The 16,657-nt window shown below is 60.8% G+C and carries 16 protein-coding genes; 12 read left to right on the top strand and 4 right to left on the bottom strand.

Features of this window, described 5'->3' with window-relative positions:
- Window positions 1-12 precede the first annotated feature (12 nt).
- From lpxL to ACTG1P_RS10680, 7 genes are all read left to right on the top strand, one after another.
- Window positions 13-936, top strand: a complete 924-nt coding sequence (lpxL, locus tag ACTG1P_RS10650; protein ID WP_440001228.1) for an LpxL/LpxP family Kdo(2)-lipid IV(A) lauroyl/palmitoleoyl acyltransferase — start codon at window positions 13-15, stop codon at window positions 934-936.
- A gap of 633 nt (window positions 937-1,569) precedes the next feature.
- Entirely contained in the window at window positions 1,570-3,492 is a 1,923-nt protein-coding gene (locus ACTG1P_RS10655; protein ID WP_440001229.1) for a PTS mannitol transporter subunit IICBA, read from the top strand.
- A gap of 37 nt (window positions 3,493-3,529) precedes the next feature.
- Window positions 3,530-4,675 (top strand): mannitol-1-phosphate 5-dehydrogenase, encoded by a 1,146-nt coding sequence (locus ACTG1P_RS10660; protein WP_440001230.1) that lies wholly within the window; start codon window positions 3,530-3,532, stop codon window positions 4,673-4,675.
- Window positions 4,676-4,808: 133 nt separating this feature from the next.
- A complete protein-coding gene (locus ACTG1P_RS10665) occupies window positions 4,809-5,330 on the top strand; it encodes an MltR family transcriptional regulator (RefSeq protein WP_005335907.1) in 522 nt (173 codons plus the stop codon).
- Between the two features lie 190 nt (window positions 5,331-5,520).
- The gene (locus ACTG1P_RS10670) at window positions 5,521-7,308 is read left to right on the top strand and encodes a cation:proton antiporter (RefSeq protein ID WP_440001231.1); all 1,788 of its coding nucleotides are present in this window, start codon (window positions 5,521-5,523) and stop codon (window positions 7,306-7,308) included.
- The gene (locus ACTG1P_RS10675) at window positions 7,305-7,877 is read left to right on the top strand and encodes a DNA-J related domain-containing protein (RefSeq protein WP_440001232.1); all 573 of its coding nucleotides are present in this window, start codon (window positions 7,305-7,307) and stop codon (window positions 7,875-7,877) included. The genes ACTG1P_RS10670 and ACTG1P_RS10675 overlap by 4 nt, the downstream gene beginning before the upstream one ends.
- A gap of 64 nt (window positions 7,878-7,941) precedes the next feature.
- Complete coding sequence (locus ACTG1P_RS10680) at window positions 7,942-8,190, top strand: hypothetical protein (RefSeq protein ID WP_005363113.1); 249 nt, start codon at window positions 7,942-7,944, stop codon at window positions 8,188-8,190.
- A gap of 60 nt (window positions 8,191-8,250) precedes the next feature.
- On the opposite strand, the gene ACTG1P_RS10685 is transcribed toward ACTG1P_RS10680, so the two are convergent.
- Together ACTG1P_RS10685 and zntB are read right to left on the bottom strand one after the other, a co-directional pair.
- On the bottom strand, window positions 8,251-8,763 hold the full coding sequence (locus tag ACTG1P_RS10685) for a mechanosensitive ion channel domain-containing protein (protein WP_005354921.1): 513 nt from the start codon (window positions 8,761-8,763) through the stop codon (window positions 8,251-8,253).
- Between the two features lie 13 nt (window positions 8,764-8,776).
- The gene (gene zntB / locus ACTG1P_RS10690) at window positions 8,777-9,742 is read right to left on the bottom strand and encodes a zinc transporter ZntB (RefSeq protein WP_440002296.1); all 966 of its coding nucleotides are present in this window, start codon (window positions 9,740-9,742) and stop codon (window positions 8,777-8,779) included.
- 140 nt (window positions 9,743-9,882) lie between these two features.
- Between zntB and ACTG1P_RS10695 the strand changes: the two genes are divergently transcribed.
- Window positions 9,883-10,332, top strand: coding sequence for a YaiI/YqxD family protein (locus tag ACTG1P_RS10695; protein WP_005335916.1), 450 nt, complete (start codon window positions 9,883-9,885; stop codon window positions 10,330-10,332).
- A gap of 125 nt (window positions 10,333-10,457) precedes the next feature.
- Window positions 10,458-10,958 (top strand): metal-dependent hydrolase, encoded by a 501-nt coding sequence (locus ACTG1P_RS10700; protein WP_440002297.1) that lies wholly within the window; start codon window positions 10,458-10,460, stop codon window positions 10,956-10,958.
- 64 nt (window positions 10,959-11,022) lie between these two features.
- On the opposite strand, the gene ACTG1P_RS10705 is transcribed toward ACTG1P_RS10700, so the two are convergent.
- Window positions 11,023-12,228 carry a NupC/NupG family nucleoside CNT transporter gene (locus ACTG1P_RS10705; RefSeq protein WP_440001233.1) on the bottom strand — a complete coding sequence of 402 codons (1,206 nt, stop codon included), beginning with the start codon at window positions 12,226-12,228 and terminating at the stop codon, window positions 11,023-11,025.
- A gap of 542 nt (window positions 12,229-12,770) precedes the next feature.
- Between ACTG1P_RS10705 and dbpA the strand changes: the two genes are divergently transcribed.
- Together dbpA and ACTG1P_RS10715 are read left to right on the top strand one after the other, a co-directional pair.
- Window positions 12,771-14,150 carry an ATP-dependent RNA helicase DbpA gene (dbpA, locus tag ACTG1P_RS10710; protein WP_005335919.1) on the top strand — a complete coding sequence of 460 codons (1,380 nt, stop codon included), beginning with the start codon at window positions 12,771-12,773 and terminating at the stop codon, window positions 14,148-14,150.
- An 89-nt stretch (window positions 14,151-14,239) separates the two neighbouring features.
- Entirely contained in the window at window positions 14,240-14,530 is a 291-nt protein-coding gene (locus ACTG1P_RS10715) for a YkgJ family cysteine cluster protein (RefSeq protein WP_058059358.1), read from the top strand.
- Between the two features lie 27 nt (window positions 14,531-14,557).
- Here the strand turns inward: ACTG1P_RS10715 and ACTG1P_RS10720 are convergent, their stop codons facing one another.
- Window positions 14,558-14,965, bottom strand: a complete 408-nt coding sequence (locus ACTG1P_RS10720) for a hypothetical protein (RefSeq protein ID WP_440001234.1) — start codon at window positions 14,963-14,965, stop codon at window positions 14,558-14,560.
- A 279-nt stretch (window positions 14,966-15,244) separates the two neighbouring features.
- On the opposite strand from ACTG1P_RS10720, the gene ACTG1P_RS10725 reads away from it, so the two are divergent.
- The gene (locus tag ACTG1P_RS10725; RefSeq protein WP_440001235.1) at window positions 15,245-16,639 is read left to right on the top strand and encodes a PepSY-associated TM helix domain-containing protein; all 1,395 of its coding nucleotides are present in this window, start codon (window positions 15,245-15,247) and stop codon (window positions 16,637-16,639) included.
- The last annotated feature ends 18 nt before the right edge of the window (window positions 16,640-16,657 follow it).

Consider the following 16,657-nt stretch of genomic DNA (forward strand, 5'->3'; position numbering starts at 1 on the left):
AAGAGATTAGCCATGGCCCATGACAACCCTCCCCGCCTCGAGCCCCGCCTGTTTCATCCCCGTTACTGGGCCAGCTGGTTCGGCCTCGGCCTGCTCTGGCTGCTGACCCTGCTGCCGTGGCGCAGCCAGATGTGGCTGGGCCGTCAGCTCGGTCGCCTCGCCGCCAAAGTGCTCAAATCACGGGTGAAGATTGCCCGTCGCAATCTGGAGCTGGCGATGCCCGAGCTGACCCGGGATGAGCGGGAGAAACTGCTGAAAGCAAACTTCGAGAGCGTGGGCTGCGCCGTGTTCGAGGTGGGGATCGCCTGGTTCTGGCCAGACTGGCGGATGCGCAACCTGATGAAGGTGGAAGGGGAAGAGCACGTCATCGCCGCCATGGAAAAAGGTCAGGGCATGCTGCTGCTCTCCTGCCACTTCCTGACGCTTGAACTCAACGCCCGCTGTTTCGGGCTGGTGCGCCCAGGGGTCGGCGTCTATCGCCCCAACACCAACCCGGTGCTGGAGTATGCCCAGTACCACGGTCGCTGCGCCTCCAACAAATATCTGGTGGACCGGATGGATGTGAAGGGGATGATCAAGGCGCTGCGCAACGGCGACGCCCTCTGGTACGCGCCAGATCACGACTACGGCAGCCACGCCAGCGTGTTCGTGCCCTACTTCGCGGTAGAGCAGGCGGCCACCATCACCGGCACAGCCACCCTGGCGCGGGTGAAGAACACCGTCACCCTCCCCTGCTACAACATCCGCACCAGCGAGGGTTACACCCTGCATATCGGGGCACCGCTCGCCGACTACCCCAGCGGGGATGACATGGTCGATGCCGCCCGCGCCAACCGCGAAATTGAAGCCGCCGTACGCAAGGCGCCGGAGCAGTACATGTGGCTCCATCGCCGCTTCAAGACCCGCCCCCCCCCCGAGGATGTCGGCTTCTACTAAGCCGCAGTCTCCGACAGGGGCCTAATCGCGAAAACCGACAAACCGCCTGCTGGCGGTTTGTTTTTATCTGCTGTCAGCCCTGTGCGGCAAGCAAGATCTCCCTGCGTCCCATAACCTCCTGCACGACCTCCTGCAATCAGCCGATCATCTCCCTCAACCGGCCACAAAAGAGCCCTCATCACTGCCTGCAAAAACTGAAAGCGGGTTACAAAACTATTGATTCATTAGTGAGTAGAGAGAGATTTCGATAGATCCATCGTCACTACCCGCTGATGAGTTATTGAGTGATTTGCCCCATTCGAATACAAAAACTGAATTTGTGACGCAAATCACCTTTACGTGATGGCGCGGCAAAGCTGATTTAGTGATTCGCATCACAAAAAAATGGTCATTAAAAACAGAAAAGATCGAAATGTAGCCGAATTACAGTGCCCGAATGTGATCAGAGTCACGAGTTGGGGAGGGGGTATGGCGGGGTATCTGAGAGCCGGATCACAAGACACCCCGTTTTCAGCCTAATTTGATATCAAGCTGGTAGATTGAAGTTGCTTAGACGACCGGGATGGAGGTTCGGCAAAACCGGCCATCCCGACTACCACTTTTAATCAAACAGGCTTAAAACGGGGTCCCGACATGTTATCACCGGATACCAAAGTCAAGATACAGAATTTTGGACGCTTCCTGTCCAATATGGTCATGCCCAACATAGGCGCCTTTATCGCCTGGGGCTTTATTACCGCCCTCTTTATCCCCACCGGCTGGCTGCCCAATGAAACCTTGGCCAAGCTGGTCGGCCCCATGATCACCTACCTGCTGCCGCTGCTGATTGGCTACACCGGCGGCAAACTGATGGGCAGTGATCGTGGCGGCGTGGTCGGTGCCATCACCACCATGGGCGTCATCGTGGGGACCGACATCCCGATGTTCATGGGCGCCATGATGGTCGGCCCGCTCGGTGGCTGGGCCATCAAGCGTTTCGACAAAGCGATGGAAGGTCGCGTCAAGAGCGGCTTCGAGATGCTGGTCAACAACTTCTCCGCCGGGCTTATCGGCATGCTGCTGGCTATCCTCGCCTTCTTCGTGATTGGCCCCTTCGTCAAGGTGCTCTCCGGTCTGCTGGCCGGTGGCGTCGGCTTCCTGGTGGAAAACCACATGCTGCCGCTCACCTCCATCTTCGTCGAACCGGCCAAGATCCTGTTCCTCAACAACGCCATCAACCACGGCATCTTCTCGCCGCTGGGGATCCAGCAGGCGACCGAGCACGGCAGCTCCATCTTCTTCCTGATCGAAGCGAACCCTGGCCCGGGCATGGGCGTACTGCTGGCCTACATGGTGTTCGGTCGTGGTGCCGCCAAGCAGTCCGCGGCTGGCGCCTCCATCATTCACTTCTTCGGCGGCATCCACGAGATCTACTTCCCGTATGTGCTGATGAACCCGCGCCTCATTCTGGCGGTGATCGCCGGTGGCATGACCGGGGTCTTTACCCTGACCCTGTTCAACGCCGGTCTGGTCTCCCCCGCGTCGCCGGGATCCATCTTCGCCGTGCTGTTGATGACGCCGAAAGCCTCCCTGATCGGGGTCGCCCTCTCCATCATCAGCGCGACTCTGGTCTCCTTTCTGGTCGCCGCCGTGTTCGTCCGTGCCCAGCAACCGGAAGCTGACGAGGCCGATGCCCTCGGTGAAGCCACCCGCAAGATGAAAGCCATGAAGGGCGGCAAGCCCGAAACCGCAGCGGCCAAGAAGCCGGGCGGCGAACTGATGGCGGTACGCAATATCGTGGTGGCCTGCGATGCAGGCATGGGTTCCAGCGCCATGGGTGCCGGCATGCTGCGCAAGCGGGTGCAGGCCGCCGGGCTCGATATCAGCGTCACCAACCGTGCCATCGATCAGCTCGACGATCAGGTGGATTGGGTCATCACCCACAAGGATTTGACCGAGCGGGCCCGTCGCCATGCGCCGAATGCTCATCATATTTCCCTGACCAACTTCCTCGACAACGGCCTCTATCAGGAGCTGGTACAGAGCCTGAGACGCGCTGCCAACGATGATGTCGCCAACCCGCAGCTGCTGGTGGCGGCCAACGACGACAGCTACGAGCCGCAAGCGGCCGAAGTCTTTACCCTGAGCCGTCATGACGTGCATCTTGGACTGAAAGCGGACAGCAAGGAGGCCGCCATCCTGACCGCAGGCCGACTGCTGGCAGAGCGCGGCTACGTGGCGCCCGACTACGTCAACGCCATGCTGGAGCGCGAACAGCTGGTCTCCACCTACCTCGGCGAATCCATCGCCGTGCCCCACGGCACCATTGCCGCCAAAGAGTTTGTGAAGCGTACCGGCATCGTCATCTGCCAGTACCCGGCCGGGGTCGCCTTTGGCGAAGCCGCCGATGAAGTAGCGCGGCTGGTGATCGGCATCGCCGCCCGTAACGACGAACACATGCAGGTGATAACCCGCCTGACCAATGCACTGGATGAACCCGGTCTCATCGACCGGCTGGCCAGCACCACGGATCCCCAGGCCTTCCTGGATCTGCTGGGTGCCGAACAGGCTGCGTAATCATCTTTCATCGTCTTTGGTTCAAGAGGTTAATATCATGAAAACATTGCATTTTGGTGCTGGTAATATCGGTCGCGGCTTTATCGGCAAAGTGCTGGCGGATGCCAGCCATCAGGTCACCTTCGCCGACGTCAACGACACCCTGATCGATCAGCTCAACCACCGTCAGGAGTACAAGGTCCATGTGGTGGGGGCAGATCAGAAGCTGGACGTGGTGCGCAACGTGGCGGCGGTCAGCTCCGCCGGTCACGAGGTGATCGCCCGTATCATCACCGCCGATTTGGTCACCACTGCAGTCGGCCCCAACATTCTCGACAAAATTGCCAGCACCCTGGCCAAGGGGCTGCAGGCCCGCTTCGATGCCGGCAACCTGACACCGCTCAACGTCATCGCCTGCGAAAACATGGTGCGCGGCACCAGCCACCTCAAGCAGGAGGTACTCAAGTACCTGCCAGTCGCGTATCATGCCACGCTCGAATCCTGCATCGGCTTCGTCGACTCGGCGGTGGATCGCATCGTGCCGCCCGCCGCGGCTGCCAACGATGACCCGCTGGAAGTGACGGTCGAGAGCTTCAGCGAGTGGATCGTCGACCAGACTCAGTTCAAGGGAGAGCTGCCACAGGTAGCGGGCATGGAGCCCACTGACAACCTGATGGCCTTCGTCGAGCGCAAGCTGTTCACCCTCAACACCGGCCACATCGTCACAGCCTACCTCGGCAAGCTGCGGGGCTACCACACAGTGCGCGAGGCGATCGAAGATCCGGTGATCCGCAGCAAGGTACGCCGTGCCATGGAGGAGAGCGGTGCCGTGCTGGTGAAACGCTACGGCTTCGACCCGCGTCTGCACGCCGCCTACATCGAGAAGATCCTGGCCCGCTTCGCCAACCCCTATCTGGTGGACGAGATTGACCGGGTCGGTCGTCAGCCATTGCGCAAGCTGGCGGCGGGGGATCGACTGGTGAAACCACTGCTGGGTACCCTGGAGTACGGCTTGCCCAACGAGCAGTTGCAGGAGGGGATCGCCGCGGCGCTCCACTATCGCAATGCCGATGACCCGCAGGCGGTGGAGCTGCAAGCCCTGCTGGCGGAGCTTGGCCCGGCCAAAGCGTTGGCCCGCGTCACCGGACTGGATGAAGAGAGCGAAGTGGTTCACGCCATCGTCGCCCGTTACGAAACCCTGTAATGACCCTGCTTGCGGCGCATTCAGCCACCACTGATAGCGCGCCAAGCGCTTGAATGGCAAGGGAATGTGCCCCATATGATAAAAACCGGGAGAGAGGCTGACTCTCTCCCTGTCAGCTGGACCCAATGCACCTATGACCACACACCAGGAAGATGAAGTACTGGAACGACTGAACGAGCAGGATGGCCCCCGCGGCTTCTTTCTCGAAGCCGTGACCATCCTGGAAGAAGCGGTCGACTCCCTGATGCGACGCGCGTTTCGTCAGGAGGAGTATGCCGTCAAATACGCCATCGAACCCCTGCTCAACCAGAGCGGCCCCCTCGGCCAGCTGGAGGTGCGCCTCAAGCTCATCTTCGCCCTCGGCCTCATCTCCCTCGAGCGCTATCAGGATATCGAAGCCTATATCAAGATCCGCGACTTTCTGGTGCGCGACCCCAAGGATTACCGCTTCAGCGACAAGCCGATCCGCGATCTGCTCGACCGCCTGCACGGGGTCAATCAGGGCGGCATGATGAAGCTGGAGCCCCCCGCCAGCGAAGAGGATTGGGCCTTCTACCAGATGCAGCTCAACCGGCTCGATCAGATGGTGCGCTCCGCACTGGTACTGGCGCTGGCCGACTGTGTCGGCGAGCTCCACAAGGAGAGCCCCATCTAATCCGGCCCCGAAGCCACACCATCACCACGGTTGGCGTCTGGCTGGCGCCCTGCACGCCACCGCCAGCCACCATGACGCCGACTGTCGCACATATCCCCATCCCGGCCATGATGCACGCACCTTCGGGTGTCAATCTGACCAACTTAGCCACTACACTAGCTCCATACTCACTGCCTGAATCGAGGTCTGCATGATTGCCCTCTCTCTGGCCGGGATCGCCCTGGTCTCCGTGCTGGCCCAATGGCTTGCCTGGTCGCTGCGGGTGCCCGCCATCCTGTTTCTACTTCTTACCGGCCTGACTTTGGGCCCGGTCAGCGGCCTGCTCGACCCCGATGCCCTGCTAGGGGATCTGCTGTTTCCACTGGTCTCCCTGTCGGTAGCCATCATCCTGTTCGAGGGGGCGTTGACCCTCCATCTGGCCGAGCTCAAGGGGATCGGCAAGGTGGTGCGCAATCTCTGCTCCACCGGCATGCTGGTCAGTTTCGCCGTCATCGGCAGCGCCGGTTACTTCCTGCTGGGGCTGGACTGGCGGGTCGCCACCATGCTCGGCGCGGTACTGGTGGTAACGGGCCCCACCGTAATTGCCCCCATGCTCAACGTGATCCGCCCCACCCGGGAGGTGGACCGCATCCTGCGCTGGGAGGGGATCGTCATCGACCCTATCGGCGCCCTGTTTGCGGTGCTGGTGTTCGAGGCGGTACGCCTCGGCAGTCAGGGAGATCTCATCAGCCATACCCTGCTGGCGCTGGGCAAGACAGTGCTGGTCGGTTCCCTGATCGGGGTGGCGGCAGGCTGGCTCACCACCCTGCTCATTCGCAAGGACTGGCTACCGGTCAGCCTGCACAAATTCGGCGTGCTGGCGCTGGTGCTGGTCACCTTCAGCCTCTCCAACTGGCTGAGCCACGAATCGGGCCTGCTGGCGGTGACCGTGTTCGGCATCTGGCTCGCCAATCAGGAGGGGCTGGATCTGGAGGAGGTGCTGGCGTTCAAGGAGGATCTCGCGGTCATCCTTATCTCCAGCCTGTTTATCCTGCTGGCGGCCCGCCTCGATCTGGCCCAGCTCTGGCAGCTCGGCCCCATGGTGCTGGCGCTGCTGTGCGTGGTGCAGTTTGTGGCGCGCCCGCTCTGTATTCTGGTCTCGACCTGGGGCTCGGATCTCTCCTGGCGAGCTCGCGCCCTGCTGAGCTGGATCGCCCCGCGCGGTATCGTTGCGGCGGCAGTCAGCGCCTCGTTTGCCATCAGCCTGCATCAGGCCGAGATCCCCGATGCCGACAAGCTGGTGCCGCTGGTATTTGCGGTGATCATCTCCACCGTGGTGTTGCAGAGCCTCACTTCGGCGCCGCTGGCCAGCCTGCTCAAAATGCGCCAGAGCGCCCCCAACACCTGGCTCATCATAGGTGCCAACTCGGTGGCGCGGGCCATCGGCAAGGCGCTGGCGGATCAGGGTGTGCCGGTGCAACTCTGCGATCCCGCCTGGGAGTTCTGCAAACAGGCGCGGATGAGCAACCTGCCCTGCTACTTCGGCAACCCCCAGTCGGAACATGCCGAGCTGCACCTGCCGCTTACCAGCATCAGTACCGTGCTGGCGCTCTCCCCCAATCGCCACAACAACGCCCTCGGGGTGTTGCACTTTGCCCACCTCTACGGCGAGGAGCAGGTCTACTCCCTGCGATCCAGCGAGCAGCACGGCAAGGCCAACCGGGAGAGCGCCACCTTCCGCGCCCGCCAGAACCTGTTTGGCCCCGACATCAACTATGCCAGGCTGAGCGGCCTGCTGAGCCGGGGGGGCCAGATCAAGGCGACCCGCCTGAGCGAGGCATTCGACTGGGCCCAGTATCAGACCGCCAATCCCGGCGCCATCCCGCTGTTCATCATGGATGGCAAGAGCAAACCCCAGATCGTCACCGGCCCCGTCACCCCGCAGGCGGGTGAGCTGCTGATCGCCCTGCAACCACCCAGAGAGCAGGGCGCCGAATGAACGAAGCCAACCACAATCCGCTGATCGCCCCTCTGCTAGTGCTATTGCAACAGGCGGCGGGCAGCTACAAGGTGCATGAACTGATGGCTGCTCTGCGCCAGCAGGGGGCAATTCCGGTACTGGCAGACGATGAGCAGTTGCAGCTGTTTCGGGTCAACTTCCTGATCATGAACGCCCTCTACCAGTTGCAAGCCGAGCTTTATGAAGAGGGTTGGTGGCTGGTGATCAGCACCCTGGATATCCGGCTCGAACCGCTGGCCGAGAACCTACAAACCAACCACGGCTTTGCCCTTGGCGAAAATCTGCGTAGCTACTATCTCGACTGGCAGGTGTTCTGGCAGACCGATCGTGCCGAAGTTGAGGCCCTGCTCAACCGCTTCTGGCGCACTTATGACGGTGAGGAGCACAAAGCCGAGGCGCTCGCACTGTTAGAACTGAATGAAGGGGCGAGTCAGGAGGCAATCCGCCGCCGCTGGCGGGAGCTGGCACTGCAGCACCATCCGGATCGGGGCGGCAATGCAGAGACCTTTATCCGCATCCGCTGGGCATGGGAGGTCCTGCGGGGATGATCCCGTTGCCGCATATAAAGGGCAGGCATAGACTGGAGCTGGATATTCCCCACAGGAGAGCATCATGACAGTCAGTGAACTTCGTAAGCTCTATCAGCAACAGATCCTGCAAGAAGCCGAAATCCTCCACGATGTGGCCATTCCCGGCTGGCTCATCGAATTCAGAGGCAAGGATGGCGCACTCTACGAGCTGACCGACACCCTCGGCTGCCCGGTCAGTTTCGGCACCGTCGAGCAGGCCCGTGAACATCTGCATCAGGTAGCAGACTGCCCGGTTCAGGTGGAGCACCTCTACCGCTTCTTCGAACGCTAGCGCCACCCACAGCACAGTAAAAAGGCTCCCGAGGGAGCCTTTTGTTATTCCGGTTGCTTTCTATTCCGGTTGCAGCGGTTCCGCCACCTTGCCCTCCAGCTTTCTGACCGGCTTTTGCAGGATCAGGTTGGCCGGATAGGTGACCAGATCGCCGTTGTCATCACGCACCCGCACATAGAAGAGGCCGATCTCGGTGATGACGCCGGTGACCGAGTCATCCTTGTCGAGGATACGGATCCGGTCGCCAATCTTGTAGGGGAAGGCGAAGAAGATGGTGATGCTGGCGGTGATGTTGGAGAGGATCGACCACTGGGCGACCATGGCGACCCCCAGTACCGCAAAGAAGGAGGAGGCGAGCACCACCAGTCGGGAGAAGTCGAGCCCCCACACCCCGGCCAGCACCAGCAAGGTGGCGCAGCCGAGCAGGAAGTGGAACACATGGGCCACGTAGAGTACCCGGTTCTCGCTCACCTGCCTGCTCTGACCGAGCGCCAGCAGGCTCTTGTGAATCAGCCGCCGAATAAGGGTATGCCCCAGCAACAGCAGCAGGGTCAGGCCAATTGATTGCCACATGGGTTATGCCTCCTTACCACCAGCGCCGATGCTTGAGCCAGATGGCCAGCCCGCTTGCCAGCGCCACCAGCGAACCACAGAAGACCCAGAAGGCGGTTGGGCTCTCGGCACCAGGCATCCCACCAAGGTTGATACCAAACAGGCCGGTCAGGAAGCTGGCAGGCAAAAAGAGCAGCGCCATCACCGACATCTGGTAGGCGCGGCGGTTGGTCGCCTCTGCCATCAGATTGTTGATCTCGTCTGCCAGCACAGCGGTGCGTGCTACCCCGGCATCGAGGTCATCGAGCCAGCGCCGCAGCCGGTCGGCGATATCGAGCAGACGGCGGCGATCATCCTCATCCAGCCAGCTGATCTTCTCGTTGGCCAGCCGCGCCACCAGATCCCGCTGGGGGGAGAGGTAGCGGCGGATCATGATGAGCTGCTTGCGGATCAGCGCCAACCGGCCATTGGCGGGCATGTCGCGCATTAGCACCATCTCCTCCAGATCGAGGATCTTGTCGTGCAGCTCCTCGACAAACTCCCCGGCCCGATCGGTCAGGGCATCGCAGATCTCCACCAGCCAGTCGGCCGGGGTATCGGCGCCGCCCCCCAGCTTGAGCTGGTTGAAGACATCCTGTTCTGAGAGCAGCGGACGACGACGGCTGCTGATGATGAGATCCGGGGTGATGAAGATACGCAGCGCCACCATCTCTTCGGGCCTGTGATCCTTGTTGTGGTTGATGCCACGCAGGATCAGCAGCACCGTCTCCCCCATCCGCACCAGCTTGGGACGATTGCTCTGGCCGAGCAGCGACTCCCTGGCCGCCTCGCTGAGCAAGGGGGTCTGCAACAGCCAGCGCGCCGAATCGGGATTGCCGTAATCCAGATGCAGCCAGCCGGGATGTGCCGCCGGGACTTCGCTTCCCGCCGTCAGCGGCGCCATGCCACCCTTGCCATCCAGGGTCAGGGCATAAATCACTTCACTGGGCACCCGATCCATCTCGTCTCCTTCTCGTTTCATGTGCTGGCCCCAGCTTACACCAAAGGCGGGGCCGACTCAGCCCCGCGCCGGGAAGGGGAGGCCTGTGTTAACATGGCCGCTCTCGTTTTCCATCCGCTTTCACTACAGGAAACCATGCCATGCCCATCTGGGTTGATGCCGATGCCTGCCCCATTCCGGTCAAGGAGATCCTCTACCGCGCCGCCCACCGCGCCCAGGTCGTCACCACCCTGGTGGCCAATCAGGGATTGCGGGTGCCCCCCTCGCCCTTCATCAAAACCCAGCAGGTGGAGAAGGGATTCGATGTGGCAGATCATGTCATCGCCCAGCAGGTTCAGCCCGGCGATCTGGTGATCACCGGCGACATCCCCCTCGCCTCCTGGGTGATCGATGCCGGTGGCGAGGCGCTCAACCCCCGTGGCGAGATCTACACCCGCGAGACCATCAAGGCGCGGCTCGGCATGCGCAACTTTATGGAAGAGCTGCGCTCGGCTGGCGTGCAGACCGGCGGCCCCGCCCCCTTCAATGCCGCCGACAAACAGCGTTTTGCCAACGCCCTCGACAAGTGGCTGGTCAAAGGCAAGCTGTAAAGAGACCCTAAAGGCGCCCAACATGGGCGCTTTTTCGCCGTAACATCCTGATTTTTAAAATAAGAGCTGACCACAACCGTCAGGCTGGTAAGATGCGCCGCCATCTTGTCCACGCCGTAATCATCATGACCGCCCAAGGGCACCTGCTCTTCTCCGTAACCTGTACCCTGATCGCCCACAAACTGCAGCTCACTCCGGCGCTGGCCGATGCCAGCCTGTGGCAGACCATCCCTGCCGCGCTGGCCAGCGCCCTGTTGCCCGACCTCGATCATCCCAAATCGGTGCTGGGGCAGCGACTGCCGTGGATCTCGAAACCTCTGTCGCGGCTGTTCGGCCATCGCGGCTTCACCCACAGTCTGCCGGCAGTCGCCGCCGCCGTCTGGGGGCTGAACCAGAGCCTGCCGCCGGGCACCCTGCCCATGGGGGTCAAGGATGCGCTTATCGTCGGCTACCTCAGCCATCTGCTGGGGGACTGGCTCACCCCGGCAGGCATTCCGCTCTTCTGGCCCATCAAACGCCGCTTCCGCCTGCCGGGCTGGCCGCTGCGCAGTGGCGGCGCCATCGAAACCGGCTTTTGCACCCTCACCCTGCTGGTTGCCGGCTGGTGGTGCGGCTGGCGGCTGTAAGCCAGAAACAAAAAAGCCCCTGACGAGGTCAGGGGCCCAAGCAGTGGCGCGAACCACTAGAGGATCAGATCATGATGCCAGCGATAACGGCAGAGAGCAGGCTAACCAGGGTAGAACCGTAGACCAGCTTCAGACCGAAGCGGGAAACCATGTTGCCCTTCTCTTCGTTCAGCGCTTTTACCGCACCAGCGATGATGCCGATGGAGCTGAAGTTGGCGAAGGAGACCATGAAGATGGAGAGGATGCCGACGGTGCGCGGAGAGAGCTCGGCAGCCACCTTGCCCAGATCCATCATCGCCACGAACTCGTTGGTCACCAGCTTGGTCGCCATGATGGAGCCGGCTTGCAGCGCTTCACCACTCGGGATACCCAGGATCCAGGCGATCGGGTAGAAAAGGTAACCCATGACGAACTGGAAGTTCACGCCAAATGCCATCTCGAACAGGTAGTTGATCAGGGCGATCAGAGCGATGAAGCCCACCAGCATGGCACCCACGATAACAGCAACGGTGAAACCGGCCATGATGTACTCGCCCAGCATCTCGAAGAAATTCTCTTTCTTCGGGGTGTGGTGCTCGTCACCTTCGGCAATGGCCTTGATGTCGGTCACGGAGTTATCCGGCTCGTAGGGGTTGATCAGAGAGAGCACCACAAAGGTACTGAACATGTTGAGCACCAGCGCGGCAACCACGTAGCGCGGCTCGATCAGCTGCATGTAGGCACCGACGATGGACATGGAAACGGTAGACATGGCCGTCGCCGCCAGGGTGTACATCTGCTTCTCGTTCAGGTGCGGCAGGATGTTCTTGAGCGCGATGAAGTTCTCGGACTGGCCGACGATCATCGAGCTGATGGCATTGAAAGACTCCAACTTGCCCATGCCGTTGATCTTGGCCAGCACGGTACCGATACCGCGGATCACCAGCGGCAGCAGGCGGATGTACTGCAGAATACCGATCAGCACGGAGATGAAGACGATGGGCATCAGCACCATCAGGAAGAAGGAGAAGGCCCCTTCGTTAACCAGGCCACCGAACACGAAGTCGGTACCCTGTTTGGCAAACTCCATCAACTTGGTGAAGCCGGCCGCGAAGCCCCCCACCACCGCCAGACCCACTTCGGAGTTCAGCATGAACCAAGCCAGCACCAGTTCGACCACCAGCAGTTGGCCGATATAACGCAGTTTGATCTGTTTCCAGTTATGGCGGTTAGCCAGCAAAGCAAGAGCGAGGACCATCACCAGTCCGAGCACAAAGTGAACGTATTCCATACCTGTAGCACCTGAGTAAATTGTAATTTTTGACCGGCGCCATCATAGACATTTGCACATTTAAAAATCAGATAGCCATCACAATCCCGCGCAATATTATGGAGGCGGAATAATACAAACGTTTTTAAATTAATTGTGCAATGAACTGATATTAATCGCGCAACACGGACAACATAAATCCTTTTAAAACATCACGTTGAGTAATGGTGGCGCCGTTTTCATGTTCTTTGAAAATATTTAATCAGCATTTTTGCAACATTCCCTGTGGCGCAATAACTGTTCGCGGAATATTTTCCAGTCATTATATTAAAATACTGAAAATAGAAAACGTTTATCAATGATAAATAATTAGATGAGTGTTTGAAAAATAGTCCTTATTGGATTGTCAGTGATTGCCCAGGATCGGTTTGGCAACAAATGAACCCGGCATGCATCCTCGTGGCCAACCGTTCAAAAATCCGCCACATCCGGTGCCACATTCTGGTATGATGCGCGGCCTTAGCGCTCGCGCATCCCCGTTTTCTCCGAAATAGAGTCCTTTTGTGAACAACAGCGAATTTAGCAGCCTCAATCTCTCCCCCGCCCTGCAAGAGAACCTCACCAGCCTGGGTTACCTGCAGATGACCCCGATCCAGGCCCAGAGCCTGCCCCTGGTGCTAGATGGCAAAGACCTGATCGCCAAGGCAAAAACCGGCAGCGGCAAGACCGCCGCCTTCGGCCTCGGCCTGCTGGCCAAGCTCAACGTCAACCGCCTCGAAGTGCAGGCGTTGGTGCTCTGTCCGACCCGCGAGCTGGCGGATCAGGTGGCTCAGGAGATCCGTCGTCTGGCGCGTGCCCTGCCCAACGTCAAGCTGGTCACCCTGTGCGGCGGCACCCCGACCGCACCGCAGTCCGCCACCCTGAGCTTTGGTGCCCACATCGCCGTCGGCACCCCGGGTCGTATTCTCAAGCATCTGGAGCAAGGCACGCTGGAGCTATCCGGCCTCAAGACGCTGGTGCTGGACGAAGCGGATCGCATGCTGGACATGGGCTTTGGCGAAGATATCAACCGGGTCATCAGCTATGCCCCCCAGCAGCGTCAGACCCTGCTGTTCTCCGCCACCTATCCGGAAGGGATCGCCCAGATGAGCCGCGGCGTGCAGCGCAATCCGGTCGAGGTGAGCGTCGAGTCCCTGCACGAGGGGAGCGCCATCGAACAGAAGCTCTATGAAGTGCCTGCCGGTCAGCGCCTCGACGCCCTCACCTGGTTGCTGAGCCACTACCAGCCAAGCTCCTGCGTGGTGTTCTGCAACACCAAGCGCGCCTGTAACGACGTAGCCGACCATCTGGCCGCCAAGGGCTTCTCGGCGCTGGCGCTGAATGGCGATCTGGAACAGCGCGAGCGGGATCAGGTGCTGGTGCGCTTTGCCAACGGCAGCGCCACCATTCTGGTGGCCACCGACGTGGCGGCCCGCGGCCTCGATATCAAGGAGCTGGGCGCCGTCATCAACTACGAGCTGACCTATGATCCGGAAGTGCACGTGCACCGCATCGGTCGTACCGGTCGTGCCGGCCAGCAGGGTCTTGCCCTGAGCCTCTATCAGCCGAACGAGGCCCAGCGCGTCAACTTTATCGAAGAGTACCAGCAGGCTCCGATGCCGCTGGGTGATCTCGACAGCATCGGCCGCGACATCAAACCGATCGCGCCGCAGATGGTGACCCTCTCCATCGATGCAGGCCGCAAGACCAAGGTGCGGGCCGGTGACATTCTGGGCGCGCTGACTGGCGAAGGCGGCATTGCCGGCGCCGATGTGGGCAAGATCCAGATCTCCGAACAGTACTCCTACGTCGCGGTGAAGCGCAGCGTGGCGAGCGCCGCCCTCAAGCGGTTGCAGGAAGGCAAGATCAAGGGTCGCAGCTACCGCGCCCGCAAACTGGGCTAAGGTTTTTTGCAAGCCGTTAGCCAGACCACAGGCGCCTGACAGGCGCCTGTTTCATATCTCCGATGCCGCCATGCGGCAAGACAGGCACCATGACCCAAGCAATCCAAACCGATGTGAGCTGCCAGAACTGCGAAGCCTGCTGCTGCCGCCTCGAAGTGATGCTCTTTACCGATACCGGCGTGCCGGACCGTTATGTACTGGAACGGGAAGGCGAGATACCGGTCATGCGCCGGCTGGACGATGGCTGGTGCGCCGCCCTCGACCGCAACACAATGATGTGCCGTATCTACGAGGTGCGGCCGCTGATCTGCCGTGAATTCGAAATGGGTGAACCCGACTGCGTTGACGAGCGGGACAAGTGGTTTATCAAGCTGGAGTAAAATCCGTCCACGCGGTGGGCGGGGTAGTCAAGCGCTCGCAGGTTCACAGGGAGCGGTGTTGAGCTGCTCCCCCAGCCACTTGATGGCCGCTGCCTCCTGCTCAAAGTAACGCACCGCCCGAAACGGCAAATCCTTGAAGATGTTATCCGCCAGATAGCGCTTGAAGCCCCCCACAAAGACCACCGCCAGAAACTGACAGCCACTCTCGGCACACCAGCCAAACTGGCGACGAAAACGGGCCAGCACCTCGGGCCCGGCCGCTTCAAACTCGGTCGCGACCTCGACAATCCCCCAGGGGCCATCCATCAGACCGGCCAGTTCGTGACGAAAGCACGCCTCATAGGCCATGGCACCTGCCAGATTGAAGGGACCACTCGGGCGGCAGATCAGCATCTGGCCCCTGCGCTCCATGTCGAATTGCCCATGTGGCTGCATGACTGCTCCCATTCCGTTACCACCACCATCGCCTGCAAATTGTTACCACAAGGTAATAATTTATAAGGAAAAGTCCAGCAGCAAACAGGCTTTCCCCAAAGCGTGATCATCCTATCCAGCAAACCGTCGGCACTCTGTCAGCACCTCATGTTACCAACACCCTGCACTGAATCGATCTCGAGATGTGTGATTGCAGTTAACGAAACGTTACTGCTATTATCGGCGCCGCCACAAACATTCCACCAGCCGAAAGGTTTGGTGCTCCAACAAGGATGTGCAATGAAAAACAGGGACTCGAGTCATTACCAACGGATCTGGCGCTGGCACTTCTACGCCGGTCTCTTTGTCGCCCCTTTCCTAATCCTGCTGTCACTGACCGGGATCGTCTATCTGTTCAAACCCCAGCTCGACAACCTGATGTACCCAGAGCTGATGAAAGTCGCCCCCGCCAGCCAGACCCTGAGTGCCGACCAGCTGCTGGCCAAGGCGATGATGACCATGCCCGATGCCAGCCTGCGTAAATACCTGCCGCCTGCCGCTCCCGACCAGAGCGCCCAGTTCATCGTCAATCGGGGTGAACAGGAGCTGACCCTGTTTATGGATCCCGCCAGCGGCGCCCTGCTCGGCACCATGGACAACAAGTGGAATCTGCAAGCGGTGGCTCGCTCCCTGCACGCCGACCTGCTGCTCGGCACCACGGGGGATCGGCTGATCGAGCTGGCCGCAGGTTGGGGGCTGGTGTTGCTGCTGAGCGGCCTCTACCTCTGGTGGCCACGCAAGGGGCCCGGGGTGGGCGGCATCCTCTGGCCCAGAGTCAGCCAGCGTGGCCGCCTCTGGTGGCGGGATCTGCACGCCGTAGTCGGCTTCTGGGGCGCCGGTTTCCTGTTGCTATTGCTGCTGAGCGGCATGACCTGGACCGGTTTTTGGGGCGATCAGTTCGCCGCGGTCTGGAACCGCTTCCCGGCCGCCATGTGGAACGAGGTGCCCAAATCGGCACCGCTGGCCCGCACCCTGAATCAGGCCCATGAGCAGACCGTCCCCTGGGCGGTGGAGAATACCCCCATGCCCAGCTCGCAGCCGGTTGAGGAGGGGCACGATCACGGTGCCATGAACCACGGCGAGCACGAGGGAGTGGTGATGGCAAGCCAGCGCATTGCGCTGCAACAGGTGGTCGAGATCGCCCATGAGCGGGGAGTCCAACCGGGTTACAGCATCACCCCGCCGATCGGCGACACCGGCGTCTACACCATCGCCCTGTTTGCCGACGATCCGCGCAACGACGTCACCCTGCATATCGATCAATACAGCGGCAAGGTGCTGGCCGATGTGCGCTGGCAGGATTACGGCACGGTCGCCAAGACGGTGGAGAGCGGCGTCATGCTGCACATGGGCAAGCTCTACGGCTGGCCCCATCAGCTCGCCATGCTGCTTATCTGCCTGATGGTGCTGGCCAGCGCCGTGAGTGGTCTGTGGATCTGGTGGTGCCGTCGTCCGCAGGGCCGTCTCGCCGCGCCGCCACTGCCCGCCAAACTCCCGCCGATGCGCGGTGCCATCGCCCTGCTGATCCTGCTGGGAATCGCCTTCCCGCTGGTGGGAGCCTCCATGGTCGCCATCTGGCTGCTGGATACCCTGATTTTCTCCCGCCGCCCTCTCAGGGTGGCGCGCGCCAGCTAAACCCGCCAAAACCAAAAA

The sequence above is a fragment of the Aeromonas sp. 11P genome, assembly GCF_051920165.1.
GTDB classification, from domain to species: Bacteria; Pseudomonadota; Gammaproteobacteria; order Enterobacterales; family Aeromonadaceae; genus Aeromonas; species Aeromonas veronii.